The 17,624-nt window shown below is 37.9% G+C and carries 18 protein-coding genes; 8 read left to right on the top strand and 10 right to left on the bottom strand.

Annotation, left to right across the window (positions count from 1 at the left end; translation table 11 throughout):
* Positions 1 to 145: 145 nt before the first annotated feature.
* Both AC0L7T_RS11565 and AC0L7T_RS11560 read right to left on the bottom strand, forming a co-directional pair.
* On the bottom strand, positions 146 to 898 hold the full coding sequence (locus tag AC0L7T_RS11565; RefSeq protein ID WP_473342791.1) for a glucosamine-6-phosphate deaminase: 753 nt from the start codon (positions 896 to 898) through the stop codon (positions 146 to 148).
* A 91-nt stretch (positions 899 to 989) separates the two neighbouring features.
* Positions 990 to 1,298: a hypothetical protein gene (locus AC0L7T_RS11560; RefSeq protein WP_473342790.1), complete on the bottom strand. Its 309-nt coding sequence runs from the start codon at positions 1,296 to 1,298 to the stop codon at positions 990 to 992.
* 157 nt (positions 1,299 to 1,455) lie between these two features.
* Between AC0L7T_RS11560 and AC0L7T_RS11555 the strand changes: the two genes are divergently transcribed.
* Positions 1,456 to 2,616, top strand: a complete 1,161-nt coding sequence (locus tag AC0L7T_RS11555) for an acyltransferase family protein (RefSeq protein WP_473342789.1) — start codon at positions 1,456 to 1,458, stop codon at positions 2,614 to 2,616.
* Positions 2,617 to 2,825: 209 nt separating this feature from the next.
* Here the strand turns inward: AC0L7T_RS11555 and AC0L7T_RS11550 are convergent, their stop codons facing one another.
* A complete protein-coding gene (locus tag AC0L7T_RS11550) occupies positions 2,826 to 3,293 on the bottom strand; it encodes a GAF domain-containing protein (protein WP_473342788.1) in 468 nt (155 codons plus the stop codon).
* Positions 3,294 to 3,400: 107 nt separating this feature from the next.
* Here AC0L7T_RS11550 and AC0L7T_RS11545 point away from each other — a divergent pair, with 107 nt between their 5' ends.
* Positions 3,401 to 4,111: a 16S rRNA (uracil(1498)-N(3))-methyltransferase gene (locus AC0L7T_RS11545; protein ID WP_473342787.1), complete on the top strand. Its 711-nt coding sequence runs from the start codon at positions 3,401 to 3,403 to the stop codon at positions 4,109 to 4,111.
* 45 nt (positions 4,112 to 4,156) lie between these two features.
* Here AC0L7T_RS11545 and kdsB read toward each other — a convergent pair whose 3' ends face one another.
* On the bottom strand, positions 4,157 to 4,891 hold the full coding sequence (gene kdsB / locus AC0L7T_RS11540) for a 3-deoxy-manno-octulosonate cytidylyltransferase (RefSeq protein ID WP_473342786.1): 735 nt from the start codon (positions 4,889 to 4,891) through the stop codon (positions 4,157 to 4,159).
* 161 nt (positions 4,892 to 5,052) lie between these two features.
* On the opposite strand from kdsB, the gene AC0L7T_RS11535 reads away from it, so the two are divergent.
* The gene (locus AC0L7T_RS11535) at positions 5,053 to 6,954 is read left to right on the top strand and encodes a CocE/NonD family hydrolase (protein WP_473342785.1); all 1,902 of its coding nucleotides are present in this window, start codon (positions 5,053 to 5,055) and stop codon (positions 6,952 to 6,954) included.
* A gap of 168 nt (positions 6,955 to 7,122) precedes the next feature.
* Complete coding sequence (locus AC0L7T_RS11530) at positions 7,123 to 7,671, top strand: ferritin (protein WP_473342784.1); 549 nt, start codon at positions 7,123 to 7,125, stop codon at positions 7,669 to 7,671.
* Positions 7,672 to 7,894: 223 nt separating this feature from the next.
* Here AC0L7T_RS11530 and pncA read toward each other — a convergent pair whose 3' ends face one another.
* The 3 genes from pncA to AC0L7T_RS11515 form a co-directional block, all read right to left on the bottom strand.
* Positions 7,895 to 8,527 (bottom strand): bifunctional nicotinamidase/pyrazinamidase, encoded by a 633-nt coding sequence (pncA, locus tag AC0L7T_RS11525; RefSeq protein ID WP_473342783.1) that lies wholly within the window; start codon positions 8,525 to 8,527, stop codon positions 7,895 to 7,897.
* Positions 8,517 to 9,998 carry a nicotinate phosphoribosyltransferase gene (locus AC0L7T_RS11520; protein WP_473342782.1) on the bottom strand — a complete coding sequence of 494 codons (1,482 nt, stop codon included), beginning with the start codon at positions 9,996 to 9,998 and terminating at the stop codon, positions 8,517 to 8,519. Before AC0L7T_RS11520 ends, pncA begins: the two co-directional genes overlap by 11 nt.
* A gap of 63 nt (positions 9,999 to 10,061) precedes the next feature.
* Positions 10,062 to 10,883 carry a DMT family transporter gene (locus tag AC0L7T_RS11515; protein ID WP_473343365.1) on the bottom strand — a complete coding sequence of 274 codons (822 nt, stop codon included), beginning with the start codon at positions 10,881 to 10,883 and terminating at the stop codon, positions 10,062 to 10,064.
* Between the two features lie 154 nt (positions 10,884 to 11,037).
* Between AC0L7T_RS11515 and AC0L7T_RS11510 the strand changes: the two genes are divergently transcribed.
* A complete protein-coding gene (locus AC0L7T_RS11510; RefSeq protein ID WP_473342781.1) occupies positions 11,038 to 11,481 on the top strand; it encodes a peroxiredoxin in 444 nt (147 codons plus the stop codon).
* A gap of 92 nt (positions 11,482 to 11,573) precedes the next feature.
* Here AC0L7T_RS11510 and AC0L7T_RS11505 read toward each other — a convergent pair whose 3' ends face one another.
* Both AC0L7T_RS11505 and AC0L7T_RS11500 read right to left on the bottom strand, forming a co-directional pair.
* The gene (locus AC0L7T_RS11505) at positions 11,574 to 12,917 is read right to left on the bottom strand and encodes a Gfo/Idh/MocA family protein (RefSeq protein ID WP_473343364.1); all 1,344 of its coding nucleotides are present in this window, start codon (positions 12,915 to 12,917) and stop codon (positions 11,574 to 11,576) included.
* A 29-nt stretch (positions 12,918 to 12,946) separates the two neighbouring features.
* Positions 12,947 to 13,708, bottom strand: coding sequence for a 3-keto-disaccharide hydrolase (locus AC0L7T_RS11500; protein ID WP_473342780.1), 762 nt, complete (start codon positions 13,706 to 13,708; stop codon positions 12,947 to 12,949).
* Positions 13,709 to 13,984: 276 nt separating this feature from the next.
* On the opposite strand from AC0L7T_RS11500, the gene AC0L7T_RS11495 reads away from it, so the two are divergent.
* The 3 genes from AC0L7T_RS11495 (at position 13,985) to AC0L7T_RS11485 (ending at position 16,500) form a co-directional block, all read left to right on the top strand.
* The gene (locus AC0L7T_RS11495) at positions 13,985 to 15,166 is read left to right on the top strand and encodes an aspartate aminotransferase family protein (RefSeq protein ID WP_473342779.1); all 1,182 of its coding nucleotides are present in this window, start codon (positions 13,985 to 13,987) and stop codon (positions 15,164 to 15,166) included.
* A gap of 219 nt (positions 15,167 to 15,385) precedes the next feature.
* Positions 15,386 to 15,985, top strand: coding sequence for a hypothetical protein (locus tag AC0L7T_RS11490; RefSeq protein ID WP_473342778.1), 600 nt, complete (start codon positions 15,386 to 15,388; stop codon positions 15,983 to 15,985).
* Positions 15,982 to 16,500 (top strand): 5' nucleotidase, NT5C type, encoded by a 519-nt coding sequence (locus tag AC0L7T_RS11485; protein WP_473342777.1) that lies wholly within the window; start codon positions 15,982 to 15,984, stop codon positions 16,498 to 16,500. The genes AC0L7T_RS11490 and AC0L7T_RS11485 overlap by 4 nt, the downstream gene beginning before the upstream one ends.
* A gap of 341 nt (positions 16,501 to 16,841) precedes the next feature.
* Here the strand turns inward: AC0L7T_RS11485 and AC0L7T_RS11480 are convergent, their stop codons facing one another.
* Complete coding sequence (locus AC0L7T_RS11480) at positions 16,842 to 17,300, bottom strand: cold-shock protein (protein WP_048644070.1); 459 nt, start codon at positions 17,298 to 17,300, stop codon at positions 16,842 to 16,844.
* Between the last annotated feature and the right edge of the window lie 324 nt (positions 17,301 to 17,624).

Below are 17,624 nucleotides of genomic sequence, written 5' to 3'. Positions count from 1 at the left end.
ACCTTAGAATAAAATAGCTGTGACATAAAAAGCAAATACGCCATCACACCAAAAAAAATAAATCGTCACAAGCGCATTGTTTAGGGTTTAAACTTTTGAATATCCTTCAAAGCAATGCGCTTGCGACCAATTGGCTAGACAATATCTAGTTCACTGTAATGGTGGCATCTAGGAGAGAAGCAGCCGCTTCGTCCAGATAGATACCGCAATCTCCATGTTGTTGCAAAATACTTGCAGGAAACTCCGGACTAACTTCATTTTCAAGACAGGCTTTGACTGCCTTAGCTTTTCTTTCATCAGGTACTGAACAGATAATCTTTTTAGCTTTCATTATCTGCTGTATAGACATGCTTATTGCTCTTTTTGGCACATCTTCTAAAGTTGGAAACCAGCCTTCTCCAAATTGTTGTTGACGGCAAGCCACATCCAAGTTCACAACCAAATAGGGCGTTTCAATTTCAAAATCAGCCGGAGGATCATTAAAAGCCAGGTGGCCATTTTCTCCTATACCTACCATCGCTACATCTATTGGGGATTTGGTAATGAGGTCATTCAATCGCTTGGTTTCTTCCGCAGGATCCTTCTCGCCATCGATAAGGTGAAAGGCCTTTAATTCTTTAACCTGATCCAAAAATCTTTCTTTAAGGTATTTCCTAAAACTTGCAGGATGAGTGATAGGTAAACCAAGGTACTCATCTAAGTGAAACATGGTGACCTTACTCCAGTCAATCTCTTTATGTGTCAATATCGTTTGAATTGTTTCAAATTGACTTGTTCCGGTAGCCAAAATAATATTGGCCTCACCATTATTTTGGATTGCTTCCAAAATTGCAGCTGCAGCATGATCTCCTGCTAACTTGCCCATTTCAGCTGGGTCTTTTCGATTATAAATCTTCATTTAATAGGTATATTTGTTTGATATTGAATTTATTGTTGACCTAAATTATCGATATCGGTCAATCCTTTTTGGCAAAGAACATAAATATTTGCTACCCATGATCAGGTAAAATATTGGTATTGCCTCCAAGGGACAAAGTTACATCTACAGGGGTATTGTTTCTCCAAGCGCCTCTGGTAAAATCGGGAATATTGAGTGTTTCTCCTCTATTGGCTACAGACCTTTCACTTAAAGGCCCTATAACACTCCAGGCCGCCGCTTCATATACGTCCATATCCAATGGGCGATGGGGGCTTTTAACTTTAATATTTTGAGTTTTTATATCAGTGCCCAATCCAGTCAATGCAACCAAATCAGTCAAACTTCCTATTTTTAAAAAATATCTTCTTTTATTCATCATAATATTATAATACCAGATATTATCAAAACTTACCCCTTCCTTCCCATTTCTTTTATGGTTAATGAAATAAAATTCCTTTTTAATTACAAAAATTTAAAATAAATTGGGAGTATTAAGTTATTTAAATAACTCCCCAAATTTACTGAAAGTCTTCGTCATGACAAACCCACCCATCAATCAAAATGGTCCAGAGAAAAATTCTCCGGTTACTTCTTCACCCACAGCTTCCAAAAGGCTACTCTCTATAGATGCATTAAGAGGGTTTGACATGTTGCTTATTGCAGGAGCTGGTTCATTTATAGTACTTTTAAAAGGTAAAACAGGTATATCAGCCGTAGACTGGGTAGCTGGACAATTTTACCACCCCGCCTGGAATGGGTTTTCTTTTTATGATTTTATTTTTCCTTTGTTTTTATTTATTGCTGGGGTTTCGTTAACGTTCTCTCTCAACAAGGGCAGATCATTGGGTATGTCCAAAAAAACCCTTTATAAAAAAACATTCACAAGAATGCTGGTTCTCATTCTTCTGGGGATTTTGTTTAAAAACTCACCTGTCCCATTTTTCGAACCCTCACAAATAAGATTTGGGAGTGTATTGGGTAGAATCGGTATTGCTACTTTTGTGTCTACTTTGATTTATTTGAATTTTGATTTCTATAAAAGATTAGGTGCTGCAATTATAATCCTTTTGCTTTATTATGCTGCCTTATTTCTAATTCCTGTTCCTGGATATGGAGCGGGTGATTTAAGTTTTGAAGGAAATTTAGTCGGTTGGTTTGACCGTACTTTTTTACCTGGAATTCTTAAACAAGATATTTTTGATGAATTAGGCATTTTAACTCAAATTCCTGCGCTCTGCCTAACCCTATTTGGCACATTGGCTGGAGAAATTCTAGGAAAAGCATGGTTGGATACCAAGAAAATAAAATACCTGGCCATTGCAGGAATTACGGCTATACTATTAGGTTTGGTATGGGGATTACATTTCCCAATCAACAAGCACTTGTGGAGCAGCTCTTTTATCCTATTAACTAGCGGTATGAGCTTCTTAACTCTACTTTTGTTCTACGTGGTAATAGATGTTTGGAAAATAAGAAAATGGGCTTTTTTCTTTCAGGTAATAGGCCTTAACTCTCTAACCATTTATTTTGCTTACAGTTTTATCAACTTTCGCTTCACTAGTGAGAAGTTATTTGCTGGTCTTTATTCCCCACTTGCTGAAGAATGGCATCCTGTTTTTCAAGCCTTCGGTGCGCTCCTTCTGGTTTGGGTGTTTTTATACATCCTTTACCGTTTAAAGATTTTTGTGAAGGTATAATAAAATTAACCCCCCCTTACCCACTCACATAGAAAAGCCCCTCAATTATAACTCTCATTAAAAGGGTTAGTATTGAGAGGCTTTTTTACAAAATATACTTGATATTTGAAGGCTAAAGCTCAATTTTTATCGCTATTGAATAAAACAGCAATGAGTTACTGTTATTTTCTATGCTGTCACTAAAGGGCATGTCTAATGCCTATTTAATATTAAGCCTTTACTTTTGTGGCTAAGGCTGCAGCTATCTCCATCAAAGCTTTCGTTTCTTCCTCATTAAATTCATAGGGATCTTTCATTGCTATACCCAAAGTACCATATAGCTTCCCTTCTAAGATCATAGGGGCTGTGATGGCTCCTTCTACCTTTGTGTCTTTAGCACCTGGCCTCACTACTCCTGAATCATCTGTTTGTAAATTACATACTTGGACTGCTTCCATTCTTTCAGCAGCAATTCCAGCCATACCTTTGCCCACAGGAATGGTACTCATTTTTGGTAAGAGAAAGTCTGGAATTCCTACCTGAGCCTTAAGCTCTAATAGTCCAGTATCTTTATTTAATACATGCAATGTACCCGTTACACAATTAAACGAAGCAAGAGTTTCTTCAAGCCAGGATTGCCACTCCAAATTGCTTGTATTAAAAATCTTTTGGGCAAGATCAGAATTGGTTACCATCATTAAATTTATTTCGTTTTCAACAAACAGATTTCTATTACAATAATAAACAAATCCTGTTTAACCTTTGCGGTTAATTTTATAAATTCGTAGGAATAAACGACAATACCATGCAGCTTTTTTATGAAGAGGAGATTAACGGGGACGTATTTACATTGGATACTCAGGAATCCAACCACTTAGGTAAGGTATTAAGGAAAAACATAGGAGACACCGTGTTGTTCACGAATGGAAAAGGGTCTTTGTTTACCTGCCATATTGAAGACAACAACCCAAAAAAATGTCGACTAAAAATAGTGGAGCAGCGCTTCACCCCTATGGATAAATACCATATTCACCTGGCCATCGCTCCTACTAAAAATATGGACAGGATGGAATGGATGCTGGAGAAAATCGGAGAGGTAGGATTCAATGAAATTACCTTTCTAAAAACTGCGCATATTGAACGGCCAACCATTAAACTGGATAGACTTCAGAAAAAACTTATTTCTGCTTGCAAACAGAGTTTTAAAACATGGTTACCCATAATAAACCCTATTGTAGACTACGACAAATTCATTTCTGACGCAGCTTTTCAAACACATGAACGCTTTATCGCCTATGTAGATAAAGACAATGGCAAGCACCTTATCCATCAAACTACTCCCAATCAATCCTATTTGGTGTTGATAGGTCCTGAAGGTGATTTTAGTCCTAAAGAAATTACTTCCGCTATTGAAAATGGATTTAAACCTTGTTCCCTTGGCAAGCACCGTTTAAGAACTGAAACTGCTGGCTTTGTAGCTGTACACACCTTGAACTTACTGAACCTGGAAGAATAATCCTGACCTTAGTTATAGTACCCTCCGAATGCTATTCAAAAAAGTTTATTTGGAAAAGTGTTTGTCGTAATAAATAAGCGCCCTTTCAAGATCCTCAGGAACATCTATTGCTACCGCCTGATGGTTAGTAGATACCATTTTTATGCGAATACCATTTTCTAACAATCTCAATTGTTCAAGCATTTCAACATTTTCCAATAGGGACTTTTCCCATTTGGTAAATGACATCAAAAGCTCCTTTTTATAGGCATAAATCCCTATATGGCGGAAATACTCAGGAGAAGAAGTTTCATTTCTCTGGAAAGGTATAGGGGAACGACTAAAGTAAAGGGAAAAGTTATTCTTGTCAGTAACTACCTTCACAATATTGGGGTTAATTATAAGGCTAGTTTCCTTTATAGGTGACATAAGTGAAGCTACCTCCACGGTTTTATCCTCAAATGCTGCAACCAAGTTAGATAGTGACTCCTTGTCTTGAAAAGGTTCATCTCCTTGCACATTTACAATTATGTCTGCTTCAATCGAAGCTGCTGCCTCTGCTATCCTATCAGAACCACTTTCATGTGCCTTTTGACTAAAAAACACTTTACCTCCTTCTTTGCTTACAGCATCGGCGATTGATTGATGATCTGTCACCACCATAACCTCATCAAAAACACCCGTAGCCAGTGTACTCAAATAGGTTCTGGCGATCAATGGTTTTCCTCTCAAATCCGCTAACAACTTTGCAGGGAAGCGAGTGGCTCCAAATCTTGCAGGAATTAAGGCAATGGTCTTCATTTATTGGATTTACAAATTCAACTTTAACTGTTTATCAATGATTTAGAATAAATTCTTTGTACGATTTTATCCTAAATCAATAAAATAAGGATTATATTAATAGCAAAGCTAAGCAATTTGAGAGCAATTTAGGGTAAAATACAATATCTTTATTAACAGCAATGGACACTAATAAACAAAATATGAGCCTGAAAAACATCCGTACCATTTTGGTCCTTTTAACCTTATTCCTGGTCTGCCTACATCCTGCATTTACCCAAGAGGTCAATGAGGTAGGTATACTATATGAAAAATCAGAACATGACATTCCTATGCGGGATGGGGTCCATCTACACACCGTTGTATATACTCCTAAAGACAAATCAAAGCAATATCCTATTTTGATGCAAAGGACGCCCTACAGTGCAGGCCCCTATGGACTGGGTAAAATGAAAAACAAACTGGGCCCCTCTCCTTTTTTAATGGAGGACGGCTATATATTTGTTTACCAGGATGTGAGGGGCAGATGGATGTCTGAAGGCTTGTATGACAACATGCGCCCCACACTTTCAGAAAGAAGGGTTAATTCTAAGGAGATAGACGAAAGTACCGATACCTTTGACACCATCGAATGGTTGCTCGCCAATGTAGAAAACCACAATGAAAAAGTCGGTATCTGGGGAATAAGTTATCCTGGGTTTTATAGTGCTGCTGCCCTTCCGTTTTCACATCCCAATCTCAAAGCAGTTTCCCCCCAAGCACCAATAGGAGATTTTTACTTTGATGATTTCCATCACAATGGCGCATATTTGTTAAGTTACTGGTTGGCAACAACAGTTTTTGGCTACCAGAAAGAAGGCCCCACAGAGGAAGCCTGGTATGGCATGGTTAACCCAGAAACCAATGATGGCTACCAATTTTTCATGGATATGGGTTCACTCAAAAATGCCGATAAATGGTATGGTGAGGATAATTTCTTCTGGCAACAGTTAAAGGATAACCCCGATTACAATTCCTTTTGGCAAAAGAGAAGTATCATTCCTCACCTAAAGGATGTGAAACCAGCAGTATTGATTGTAGGTGGCTGGTTTGATGCAGAGGATCTTTACGGGCCACTTACTATTTATAAAACCATTGAAAGCAACAATCCTAACACCTATAATGCCCTCGTTATGGGTCCATGGTCTCACGGCGATTGGTCAAGGGAGACAGGCCATCAAATTGTTTCAAACATTTACTTTGGTGATTCTATTTCTTCCTGGTACCAAAAGAATATAGAACGTGAATTTTTCAATCATTTCTTAAAGGAATCTGCCGAGGGTAAACCAGCCCTTCCAGAAGCATATATGTTTGATACAGGAAAGCATAAATGGGAAAAATTCGATGAATGGCCTCCAAAAAACAGCCAATGGAAAAGTTTCTACCTGCAAGATGAAGGCAAGCTTTCAACAACAATGCCTAAAGGAGACAGGTTTTCTACTTATATATCCGATCCCGCCAAACCTATACCCTATAGCCAGGACATTAAATTAAACTTCACCCCTCGAAAATACATGGCAGATGATCAACGGTTTGCAGCCAGAAGGCCCGACGTTTTAACCTTTGAAACTGAGGTCTTAAAGGAAGACATGACCTTAGCTGGCGAGATTATGGCTCGTTTGAAAGTAGCCACTTCTCAAACTGATGCAGACTGGATCGTGAAATTAATAGACGTATACCCTGGGGATTACCCCAACCATGAGTATGTGTTGGATGGTGTTGATTTGGGCAATTACCACCTTATGGTTCGATCAGAGGTGCTCAGAGGAAGGTATAGGGAGAGTTTTGAATTTCCAATACCATTTGTTCCAGACCAAATATCTGCGGTAGATTTCAGGTTACAGGACGTATTTCACACCTTTAAAAAAGGCCATAAAATCCAGATTCAGGTGCAAAGTACCTGGTTCCCTTTGATAGACAGAAATCCTCAAAAATACATTGAGAACATTTTTGAAGCTGAAAATGAAGATTTCATTAAAGCAACACACAGGGTATTCCATACAATGGAATTTGCAAGTAAAATTGAATTTATGGTACTTCCTTAGAATGGTTTAAAATTAGGATTTGCACATTCACATTTGGAGAATGGCCAATGAAAATAACTATATTTATCTTTTAATATGCAACTAGAAAGTGATGGAAAGTGAATAATGCAGCCAAAAAGCTTTAAAAAAAGAGGATAGTTGCTCAATTAACCTAGAAATAAAACAATTATGAAAACTAAAGAAAAAGAAATTGTGACCTTAAAAAGGTCATTACTGATGGATACTGAGGAAAAGCTTAACAAACAAGTGGAAATGGAAGGCAAATCTTCTGCCTACTACCTCTCTATGGCTTCATGGGCAGAGATGCAGGGATTTTCCAATTCTGCTCGATTTTTGTATGATCATGCAGAAGAAGAAAGAGGGCATATGCTTAAATTATTCAGGTATATCAATGAGGCCGGTGGACATGCAATCCAACCCGAAGTCACGAATATCAGGCAGCATTTTAATTCTCTAAGAGAGGTTTTTGAATTGATTCTTGAACATGAAATTGAAGTTACAAAGTCTATCAACATCATTGTAGATCATTGTTTCAACGTGAAAGATTTTGCCACCTTCAGTTTTATGCAGTGGTATGTCACTGAACAACGTGAAGAAGAAACCCTTGCAAGAAGAGCCTTGGAGATTTTCGATATAATAGGTGAGGAAGGTATTGGGCTATGGACTATCGACCAGGAAATGGGCAAATTACACGCAACCAAAGAGCCTGAAGTTTAATTCAAAAACATATACGTATAATTTAAAACCCTTCAGTTACCATTTCTGGAGGGTTTTTTATTACCTCTTAATCAACTTTTTTCGATTTTATTTTAACCCAATTTTTTAATAGGCTTGTCCTCCATTGTATGATGAAATGAGCTGTCAAAAAGGGAGGGACAGGCTGGCAGAATTACTATTACGATATCCAGATTAGCGAAGGATATCAATAATATTGAGCTGGTTAAAGCAATGCACTGCTTTGAATTAGAATGGCTCCCTTATTTTCCATTTCTTTGAATGCGTCTTTTGTATCGTTCGGGGAAATATTCACACCTTTGGTAGCGTCCTTCAATAAATAGGTTTTGAATCCTAAATCCAAAGCATCTAGCACGGTATATTTGACACAATAATCAGCTGCTAAACCAGTTACAAATACTTTTTCTACACCTTGACTTTTTAAGAAGTCACCTAATCCGGTTTCTTCTATCTTCCCATTATCGAAAAAACCACTGTAAGAATCAACTTCAGGATTGGTGCCTTTTTTAAATATTTTGTTCCAGGTTTGCCCCTGTAGCGACTTAGGAAAACCTGCCCCTTCTGAATTTTCTACGCAGTGGATGGGCCACAAGTACTGATTAACACCCTTTAGGTTTATGAAGTCACCAACTTCTTTACCGGGATGATTGGCAGCAAAACTTCCATGGTTGGCCGGATGCCAATCCTGAGTAGCAACTATCAGGTCAAATTTATCCTGAATGCTATTGATAACGGGTATAACTTCATCCCCGTCACCTACAGCAAGTGCTCCCCCCGGCAAAAAGTCATTTTGTACATCTACTATGATGAGGGCACTCTTTTTCTGGTCAATTACCATTGTCCATTGCTTTAGCTTTCAATACCAATGCTGTCCTATACTCATACAAATTTGCTTCCAGTCCTACTGGATATATGTGTGGGTTAATTAGCCTTTTATGGGTTTTATCAAAAATGGCTAACTGGTCCTGGGTACGTTGCCTGATTTGTTGGAGACTTGGTCGATTGTAAATTTTTTCCCCTTTGCTGAAAATCGGCTTTAGAAGCACCTCTACTTCAGCATGGTCTACAGAAATCTTTTTCCTTCGGGTAGGGTCAATAGGGTCTATAATGGTAACGGTATCACTTTGATCCATACCCTCAAGGTAAATCATATCCGCTATGGCTTTCCCTTTAGAAGTATATCTCAATACATTATGGAACCCGGGTATATTTATTTTTATAGATTGTTGGGACAATTTAATTTTTGGAACCCAGTCTCCGTCTTTACTTTTCAAAGCCGATAACTTGTATACCGCACCAAGAGCAGGCTGATCATAAGCAGTTACCAGTTTCGTCCCTACCCCCCAAATATCAATAGACGCTTCCTGCATCTTCAAAGAGGTGACAATATGTTCATCTAGGTCATTACTGGCCACGATCTTAACATTGGGGAACCCTGCTTCATTTAACATTTTTCTAGCGAGGTTACTAAAGTAAGCCAAATCGCCAGAATCTATTCTTATTCCTTTTAATTCTTTGCCTTTTTCTTTTAGCTTCTCGGCTATCACTATGGCATTTTTGACACCTTGAACGATATCATAAGTATCTACCAATAAGGTTGTATTGTCTGGGAAGGTTTCAGCATAGGATTCAAAAGCTGACAATTCAGTATCAAATGACATGATCCAACTGTGAGCATGTGTTCCAGAAACCGGTATACCGAAAAGCTTGGCCGCCATAACATTTGAAGTAGAGGCACAGCCGCCAATATAGGATGCCCGACTGGCTGCAAGTGCTCCATCGATCCCTTGCGCCCTTCTCAAGCCAAACTCCATTACAGGGTCGCCATTGGCCGCCAAAACAATCCTTGCAGCCTTAGTGGCTATCAAAGTTTGGAAATTGATGATGTTCAACAAAGGAGTCTCTAAAAGCTGGCATTGGATCAATGGGCCTTTGACCCTTACCATTGGCATGTTTGGAAACACTACTTCTCCCTCCTCTACCGCATCTATGTCACAGCTAAAAGTCATGTTTTTCAGGTATTCAATGAATCCGCTTTCAAAAACTTTTTCACCATTGGTCTCTTTCATTTCAGCTAAAAAAGCCAGGTCATTGTCACCAAACTTCATATTTCTGCAATAATCGATCACATAATCCAGGCCTGCTGCTATTGTGAATCCACTTTGAAAAGGATTTTTTCGAAAAAACAGGTTGAAGATGGCCTCTTCCTCTGCTTTACCCGCTTTCCAATAGGCATAAGCCATGGTAAATTGGTAATAATCAGTCAGTAGGGTTAGAGAGCTGTGATAAAGGTCTTTGGTGATTTTCATATAATGCGGTGCTATAAATCTCAAATTTACGGGATTAAGCGGCTTAAACCACATTTTGACCCATTATTTTGATTTTGGTTTTCTTACATATAAAAAGTTAAGGATAACTCCTGAAAGAACCAATAACATGCCCCCGTAAGTAAATAAATTATAGGTCTCGTCAAAAAGAATGTATCCAAAACCTAAAGCATAGATTATCCCAATATAATTAAGGTTAGCCACTTTTGCCAAATTTGCATTTTGATAAGCCATGGTCATATAATACTGCGCTAGTTGAGTCAAAGCTCCGATCAAAAGCAATAAAGCCCAATCCCAGCCTTCAGGCTGTTTCCAGAAAAAATAACTAAGCACTCCCGCAACAGGAATAGTGACAAGTGGAAAGTAAAACACAATCACCAATGGATGCTCGGTATTTTTGAGCTTTCTGATCACATTGTATGCCAAGCCAGAAAACAAAGCAGAGACAATCCCTATTCCTAAAAATAAGATATCAATTCTGGGGTCAAATCCTTCGATCGTTATTACCCCTAAAAAGGCAATTGCAAAAAAAACGAATTGCATGGGTTTAACTTTCTCTTTTACTATAAAAATGCCTAAAATACTCGTGAAGATAGGGCCTAGGTATTGAATGGTTACCGCACTTGCCAGGGGAATATTCTGTAAGGTATAGAAAAATGTAATTAAGCCCACGGAGCCCACTACACCTCTTATCACCAACAATCGCTTGTTGTTCCCCAATACTGGAACATGTTTGCGCTTTAAAACCAGGTAACTAAAAACAAGGCTAAATACAGAGCGAAAAAGGATTATTTCAATGGCAGGAATATGGGGCAAAAACTTCACAGCTACATTCATCAGTGCGAAAAAACACACCGCCAGCAACATGTGCTTTACACTTGAATTACTCAAACCGTCTTATTTAATCGTAAATAAAAATTACCCCATTAAAAGCACTTTCTATAAAAATTGGTTCCTAAAAACAGATAAAAGGAGCAAAACAAAACTAATTCTCTTAAAATTTGTTTAAGTGTTTAAAAAAATGGGATTAAGAAAAGGACAAAAAGCACCAGACTTCACGTTACCTTCCACATCAGGTTCTGATTTTAAGCTTTCTAGAGATCTCTTCGGTAAAGCATGTATTATATATTTTTATCCAAAGGACTTTACAGGTGGCTGTACTGCCCAAGCCTGTGAATTTAGAGATCAATTTGAGGAATTCCGAGATTTAGACCTTCCTGTTATCGGAATTAGCAGGGACGATATGGAAACCCATCTACGCTTTAAAAAAGAAAATAAACTGCCATTTGAGCTGTTGTCAGACATGAGTGGCGAAGTGTGCAAAAAATACGACGCATTGGTGCCTATCCTTGGTATTCCAAAACGAGTCACTTATTTATTGGATAAAGGACATGTCATTAAGGATGAATTTCAAGACATGTTCGACGCCAAAGGGCATATAAAAAAGATGTTGGAAAACTATTGAACCGAAAAGAGTATTTGTTTTTAGGTCGTGAAAGATATTTCAAAAAAAGGGATGCATGAATGCATCCCTTTAGATTGTAAATTAAATTTTGATTACACTTTTGGTAACTTCCACCCGTTGTTGTAATTGGCTTTAATTAATTTATTTGCTTTGCCACTTGTAAATTGGCCTTTGTCTGCGTCCCAATAAATTTTCTCACCTAATTTATAGGCAATATTCCCCATATGGGCATTTATTGCCGCAATGGAACCCGTTTTAATTCCGCAGTTTAGCATGGAAGGATCATTGGCTTTCATCGCTTCCACGAAATTCTTACAATGAATCCTCTGAGCAGACCCCTCAGGTTTAACAAGTTCCATGGCCTCAATTTTCTCTTTTTTGGTGCCATTTACGTTTTCAGTTTCGGCGATCACTTTCCAACCACCTCGGTTTACCACAAGGGTGCCATTGTTTCCAATAAAAGCGATCCCCTCAGTAGTGCCATAATTCCCTCCATCAATACCTGTGGCATGTTCCCATAGCATATTAAACCCGTCGTATTCATAGACTGTTTGCAAGGTATCAGGTGTTTCTGAAGCGTCATCCGGATAAGCCAATTTGCCTCCTGAAGCCATGATAGATTTTGGAGCACTTACTCCCATAGCATGCAGGGCAATGTCAATTTCATGTACACCCCAGTCTGTCATCAACCCACCGGCATAATCCCAAAACCAACGGAAATTGAAATGAAATCGATTGGCATTGAAAGGTCTGTCTGGCGCAGGTCCAAGCCACATTTTATAATCTACACCAGCAGGAGGCTGACTATTGGGTAACTTTGGAACAGGATTCATCCATCCTTGGTAAGCCCAGGTTTTGACCAACCTGATATTTCCTAGTTTACCTGATTTTACCATTTCTATGGCTTGAGCATATTGCGATCCACTTCGTTGCCACTGTCCCACCTGAATCAATTTACCGTATCGATCAGCGGCTTTAACCATCAGGTTACATTCTTCAATAGAATTGGCTAAAGGCTTTTCGGTATAGGCATGCTTACCTGCTGAAAGACTATCTATCAAGTTCAGGCAATGCCAGTGATCGGGTGTACCGATAATTACCGCATCAATGTTGGGATCTTCAAGCATCAGCCTGTAATCCTTGTATTGTTTAGGCCTTTTTCCTCTTAGCTTATAAACATCTTCCGTACGTTTATCCAATACGCTTTGGTCTACATCCGCCAATGCTACACAGTTGACTTCAGGTATACGCAAATGGCTGTGCATATTTGACCACCCCATACCATTGCAACCAATCAACCCGAAATTAATTTGGTCATTTGCTCCTATTCGGGTAGCACGCGCGCTCAAATGCTCAGCTGACAAAAAATTAGGCAAAGTTGCTAGCCCCGCAGAGGTAAGCAACGATTTATGAATAAATTTTCTTCTGGAATTCATCATTAAGTATGTTTAGACAAATGAATGGATCAATCTAACTTTCTGGCCCATATATTTCTAAAACTAACTGGGTTCCCATGATCTTGGATATGAAATGGTAACTCCGCGTCATGCGCTACATAATGAGGTATACCTATATATTGTGTTGGACCTTTAAGTGTTACATTGTTTTGAACAAGGATTCCATTGTGAAAAACTGTAATTCTCGCTGGGCTTATTAACATGCCTTTCGCATCAAACCGAGGGGCAGTAAAAACCACATCGTAAGTATTCCATTCACCAGGTGGGCGGGTAGCATTTACCAAAGGTGGGTGTTGTTTATAAATACTTGCAGCTTGTCCGTTGGAGTAGGTTTTGTTATCATACGAATCCAAAATCTGTAATTCATATTTCCCCATTAAGAAAAAGCCTGAATTACCACGGCCTTGACCGTCTCCTTTAACTACACTTGGAGAACGCCATTCTAAGTGTACCTGAACATCACCAAAAGTTTCTTTGGTCTGGATTCCTCCAGTTTTGGCTACTACGGTAAAAACACCGTCTTTCACTTCCCATTTAGGAAAGCTCCCATCCTTCTCACTTACCCAGGCATCCAAACTACTTCCATTAAAAAGCACTATGGCATCTGCAGGGGGCAGGTGATTCTCGTTCCCAGGACTCACTGGTTGCACAACCGGCTCATAAAATTCAGTAGCTTGGGGTGGTAATTTAATTTCTTTTTCCTGAGCTGTCACAGAAAAGGTTCCACTGACACCCAATACTAAAAACAAATAAAAGAATTTTGATTTCATTGGTATATTTTTGGTTTATGAATTTGTAAATTTCAAATTAAGTGATTTGTACCAGATAAACCCTAAAATAAGGGCATTAATTTTATCATACATGGACAATTCAATGGATGACTACCCAATAATTCTCACTAAAAAAATGTTTTAAACCCACCTTCATTGATAAGGGTTTCATTACAGGACTTATTATGATTACTTTTGTTTTTCATCCTATTAAAACCAACTATTACTGCGATTAACTGTGCTAGAAACAGGATATTTCCATTTGTATTATTAATTATGAACAACCGACAGTTATTTTTATCTCATTTGGCTCAAACCACTGATTTCCCTCTGATGATAGAAATAGAAAAAGCAGAGGGAGTATTTCTGTATGGTCCAAATGGTGAAAAATACATGGACTTAATTGCTGGAATTGGGGTAAGCAACATTGGCCACCGTCATCCAAAAGTTTTGGCAGCTATCCAGGGTCAATTGGATAAATACCTTCATTTGATGGTCTACGGAGAATACATCCAGCAACCTCAAACACTTCTGGCACAAGCATTGGTAAAGACTCTTCCTAAAGAATTAGACAATGTATACCTGGTCAATAGCGGTAGTGAAGCGATCGAAGGTGCTTTAAAACTAGCGAAAAGATACAACAACCGGAGGGAAATCATCTCCTGTACAGACGCTTACCATGGTTCTTCACACGGAGCATTATCAATCGGTGGGAATGAGCTTTTCAAGCGAGCTTACAGACCCTTGCTACCTGGTATAAGAAATATAGCCTATGGAATCGAAGACCAACTTAAGTTTATTACCACAGAAACGGCTGCCATAATATTAGAAACAGTACAAGGTGAAGCAGGAATTAGGGTGGCAGACAAGCATTATTTCAAGGCCTTGCGTGAAAAGTGTGACGAGACTGGAACGCTACTTATATTCGATGAGGTGCAAGCTGGGTTCGGTAGAACAGGGAAGTTTTGGGCTTTTGAGCATTTTGGAATACAGCCAGATATTTTGGTATGTGCCAAGGGTATGGGTGGTGGAATGCCAATTGGGGCTTTCATTTCTTCTAAGGAGATCATGGATGTTTTCAAGGAAAACCCCTTACTGGGTCATATAACTACTTTTGGTGGACATCCCGTGAGTGCCGCAGCATCTCTGGCTACCATCAAAGCGATTTTAGATGAAAACTTAGTCGAACAAGTTGATGAGAAAGCAGAATTGTTCAAAAGCTTGTTGAAACATCCCAAAATCAAGGAGATTAGAAATAAAGGACTGATGATGGCAGTAGCTTTCGACTCTTTTGAAGTATTAAAACCAATTATAGACCGCTGTATAGAAGGTGGAGTCATTACAGACTGGTTTTTATACTGTGACAATGCCATGCGCATAGCACCACCACTTACCATCAGTAAAGAAGAGATTCGTATGGCATGTAATTGCATTTTACAATCCATCAATGAGGATTAATCTGAATTTAAAATAAACTAGATTTGGAGTTACCTAAATAGTGAATGTTCATAAAGGTAGATTTTTATGGATCACTATTGTTTGCATTTAAATTTTGATTCAAAAATGGAGATGCAAATTGTACTGAGAACAAATGGACAAAACATTGAAATTTTGTTTATTTTGCACAGAAATTGATTATACAAGAATAGATTAATTAAAAAATTAACCAATTGCATTATGATGATTCGCTATTTTTTATTCACCTTATTTCTATCACTAAGCTTAAAACTATCTGCTCAGGAACAACCTGCTGCTGAATCTGAAGGGTTAGAAAATGGTACGATCGAACAACAATTTGACTATTTAAAAAAGGTTTCAACAAACTACCAAGAGTACAAAGTAATCAAATTCCGTTCCCTAGAAAAACTGCAATCCAATATATTGGACTCTATAAAAGGATACCAATCCACTATACAGGAATTAAAAACCACACTGCAGGAAAACAAAATGCAAATTAACGATTTAAATCAGCGGCTTACCACCACCATCGCTGATTATGATAGGGCTGTTGAAGAAAAAGATAGCTTTAGCATGTTTGGTATGTTATTGCACAAGAACTTTTACAATAATCTGGTATGGGGTATAATAATACTCTTAATTTTAATATTGGCTATTTCTTATTTCCGATTTAAGAGAAGTCATCAAATAACAGCTGAAACACAGCAAAGCCTTGAAGACCTTAGGGAGGAATTCGATTTGCACCGAAGAAACACATTGGAAAGAGAACGGAAACTTAATCGCCAATTGGTTGATGCTTTAAATAATAAAGATTCATGAAAACCATTGCCATAGATATGGACGGTGTACTGGCAGATGTTTATCAGCAATTTATTGATATGCATTATACTGAAAGCGGCATAACCCTACAAAGAAGTGACATGGTGGGAATGTCTGAAGCAGAAGCCTTTCCTCACCTTTTAAAGCATGTGAATACCATAGGTTTCTTTGAAACAGTTCCACTCATTCCCGGAGGACAGGAAGTTGTAGAGGAATTATCAAAGCAGTATAAAATTTTTATTGTCTCTGCTGCCACTGAGTTTCCGCTAAGTCTGTCAGAAAAACACACTTGGCTTAACAGATATTTCCCGTTTATCAGCTGGCAACAAATGGTATTTTGCGGCTCAAAAGAGATAATTAAAACGGACATCATGATCGATGATCATTTTAAAAATCTCAATGGTTTTGCTGGTAAAACTTTTCTTTTCACACAGCCTCACAATGAGCAATCCAATCCGGGAAAACATGAAAGGGTAAATACTTGGGACGAAATAAAAAAAATTCTATTGGGATAAAGCCCATTTTTAATGCTGGTATCAAATCACCCTATTTATTTAACCTAATATAGGCGCATTTCCAACACCATTCTAAACACCCAAAAACCACCTCAAATTCTGTTATTTGAATGGTCTTGAGGTGGTTTTATATAGCCATGTAAATGTAAAAAATTGGGCTGGACAAGAATTTATTGTAAATAAAAAATCCATCCTTGCAAAAACCAGAACACGATTTTTTTTGGATGGATTTTAACAATTTAATGGTGCCTATAGGCAAATATTTTCTTAAGCAAAAAGATGGTAGCGCAATAGCTGTTCCACGTCTTAGCAAAAGGAATTTATATAAAATGATTTAAGGATTAAGTGGCCAATTTTACATCAATAGCACTTAAACCTTTAGGAGTTTTCTCAGTTTCAAAGGTTACCTGATCATTTTCTCTGACATCATCAACCAGTCCTTTTACATGGACGAATATACTATCCTGAGATTCTAAATCTTTGATAAACCCGTATCCTTTGGATTCATTGAAAAAAGTAACTTTACCTTTTCTTCTGAGATCTTCCGGATCAATCGGTGCTTGCTTAGACACACTTACTTCGATGTCTTCAAGCTCAATTTTTTTCTTCTTAACTGTAGGATCAGGAGGCGTTGAAGTGATATTCCCATCTTCGTCTACATAGGCAATCATATCATCCAGGTCTCCTCCTTTATTGGAATTGGATTTCCTTACCTCTTTTTTTTCTTCCTTCTCTTTCTTCTTCCTTAATCTTTTTTTCTCTTTTTCTTTTTTATTAAAAGTTTCTTTCGATTTTGCCATAAATTATTTTTTGTTCTTACGTTAGTTTCATCCAGATATTAACCCGATCTTCCAGTAAATGCTTCCCAAATAATTGAAATGTTATTCATCAGGAAGAGCAAGTGTTCTGAAAAAAACCCATGTCAATCCAGTACTATCTTCAAGATAATTGGGTATTATTTCTCCGGGTAGCCACAAATTTGGCCAAAATAATGGATTTTTCCTATTTCAACTCATTAATATATTTTTAAAATCGTCTGCTAATGGCCTATTAACCTAATTTAACCTTCAACTTGAATTAAGTTTTGAATAAAGTTAAAAATTCTTAAAAACTTAGATGAGTTG

The organism is Cyclobacterium sp. 10D3-21, assembly GCF_055809755.1.
Note: the sequence above shows the minus strand (reverse complement) of the source record. Positions and strands in the feature narration are given on the sequence as shown.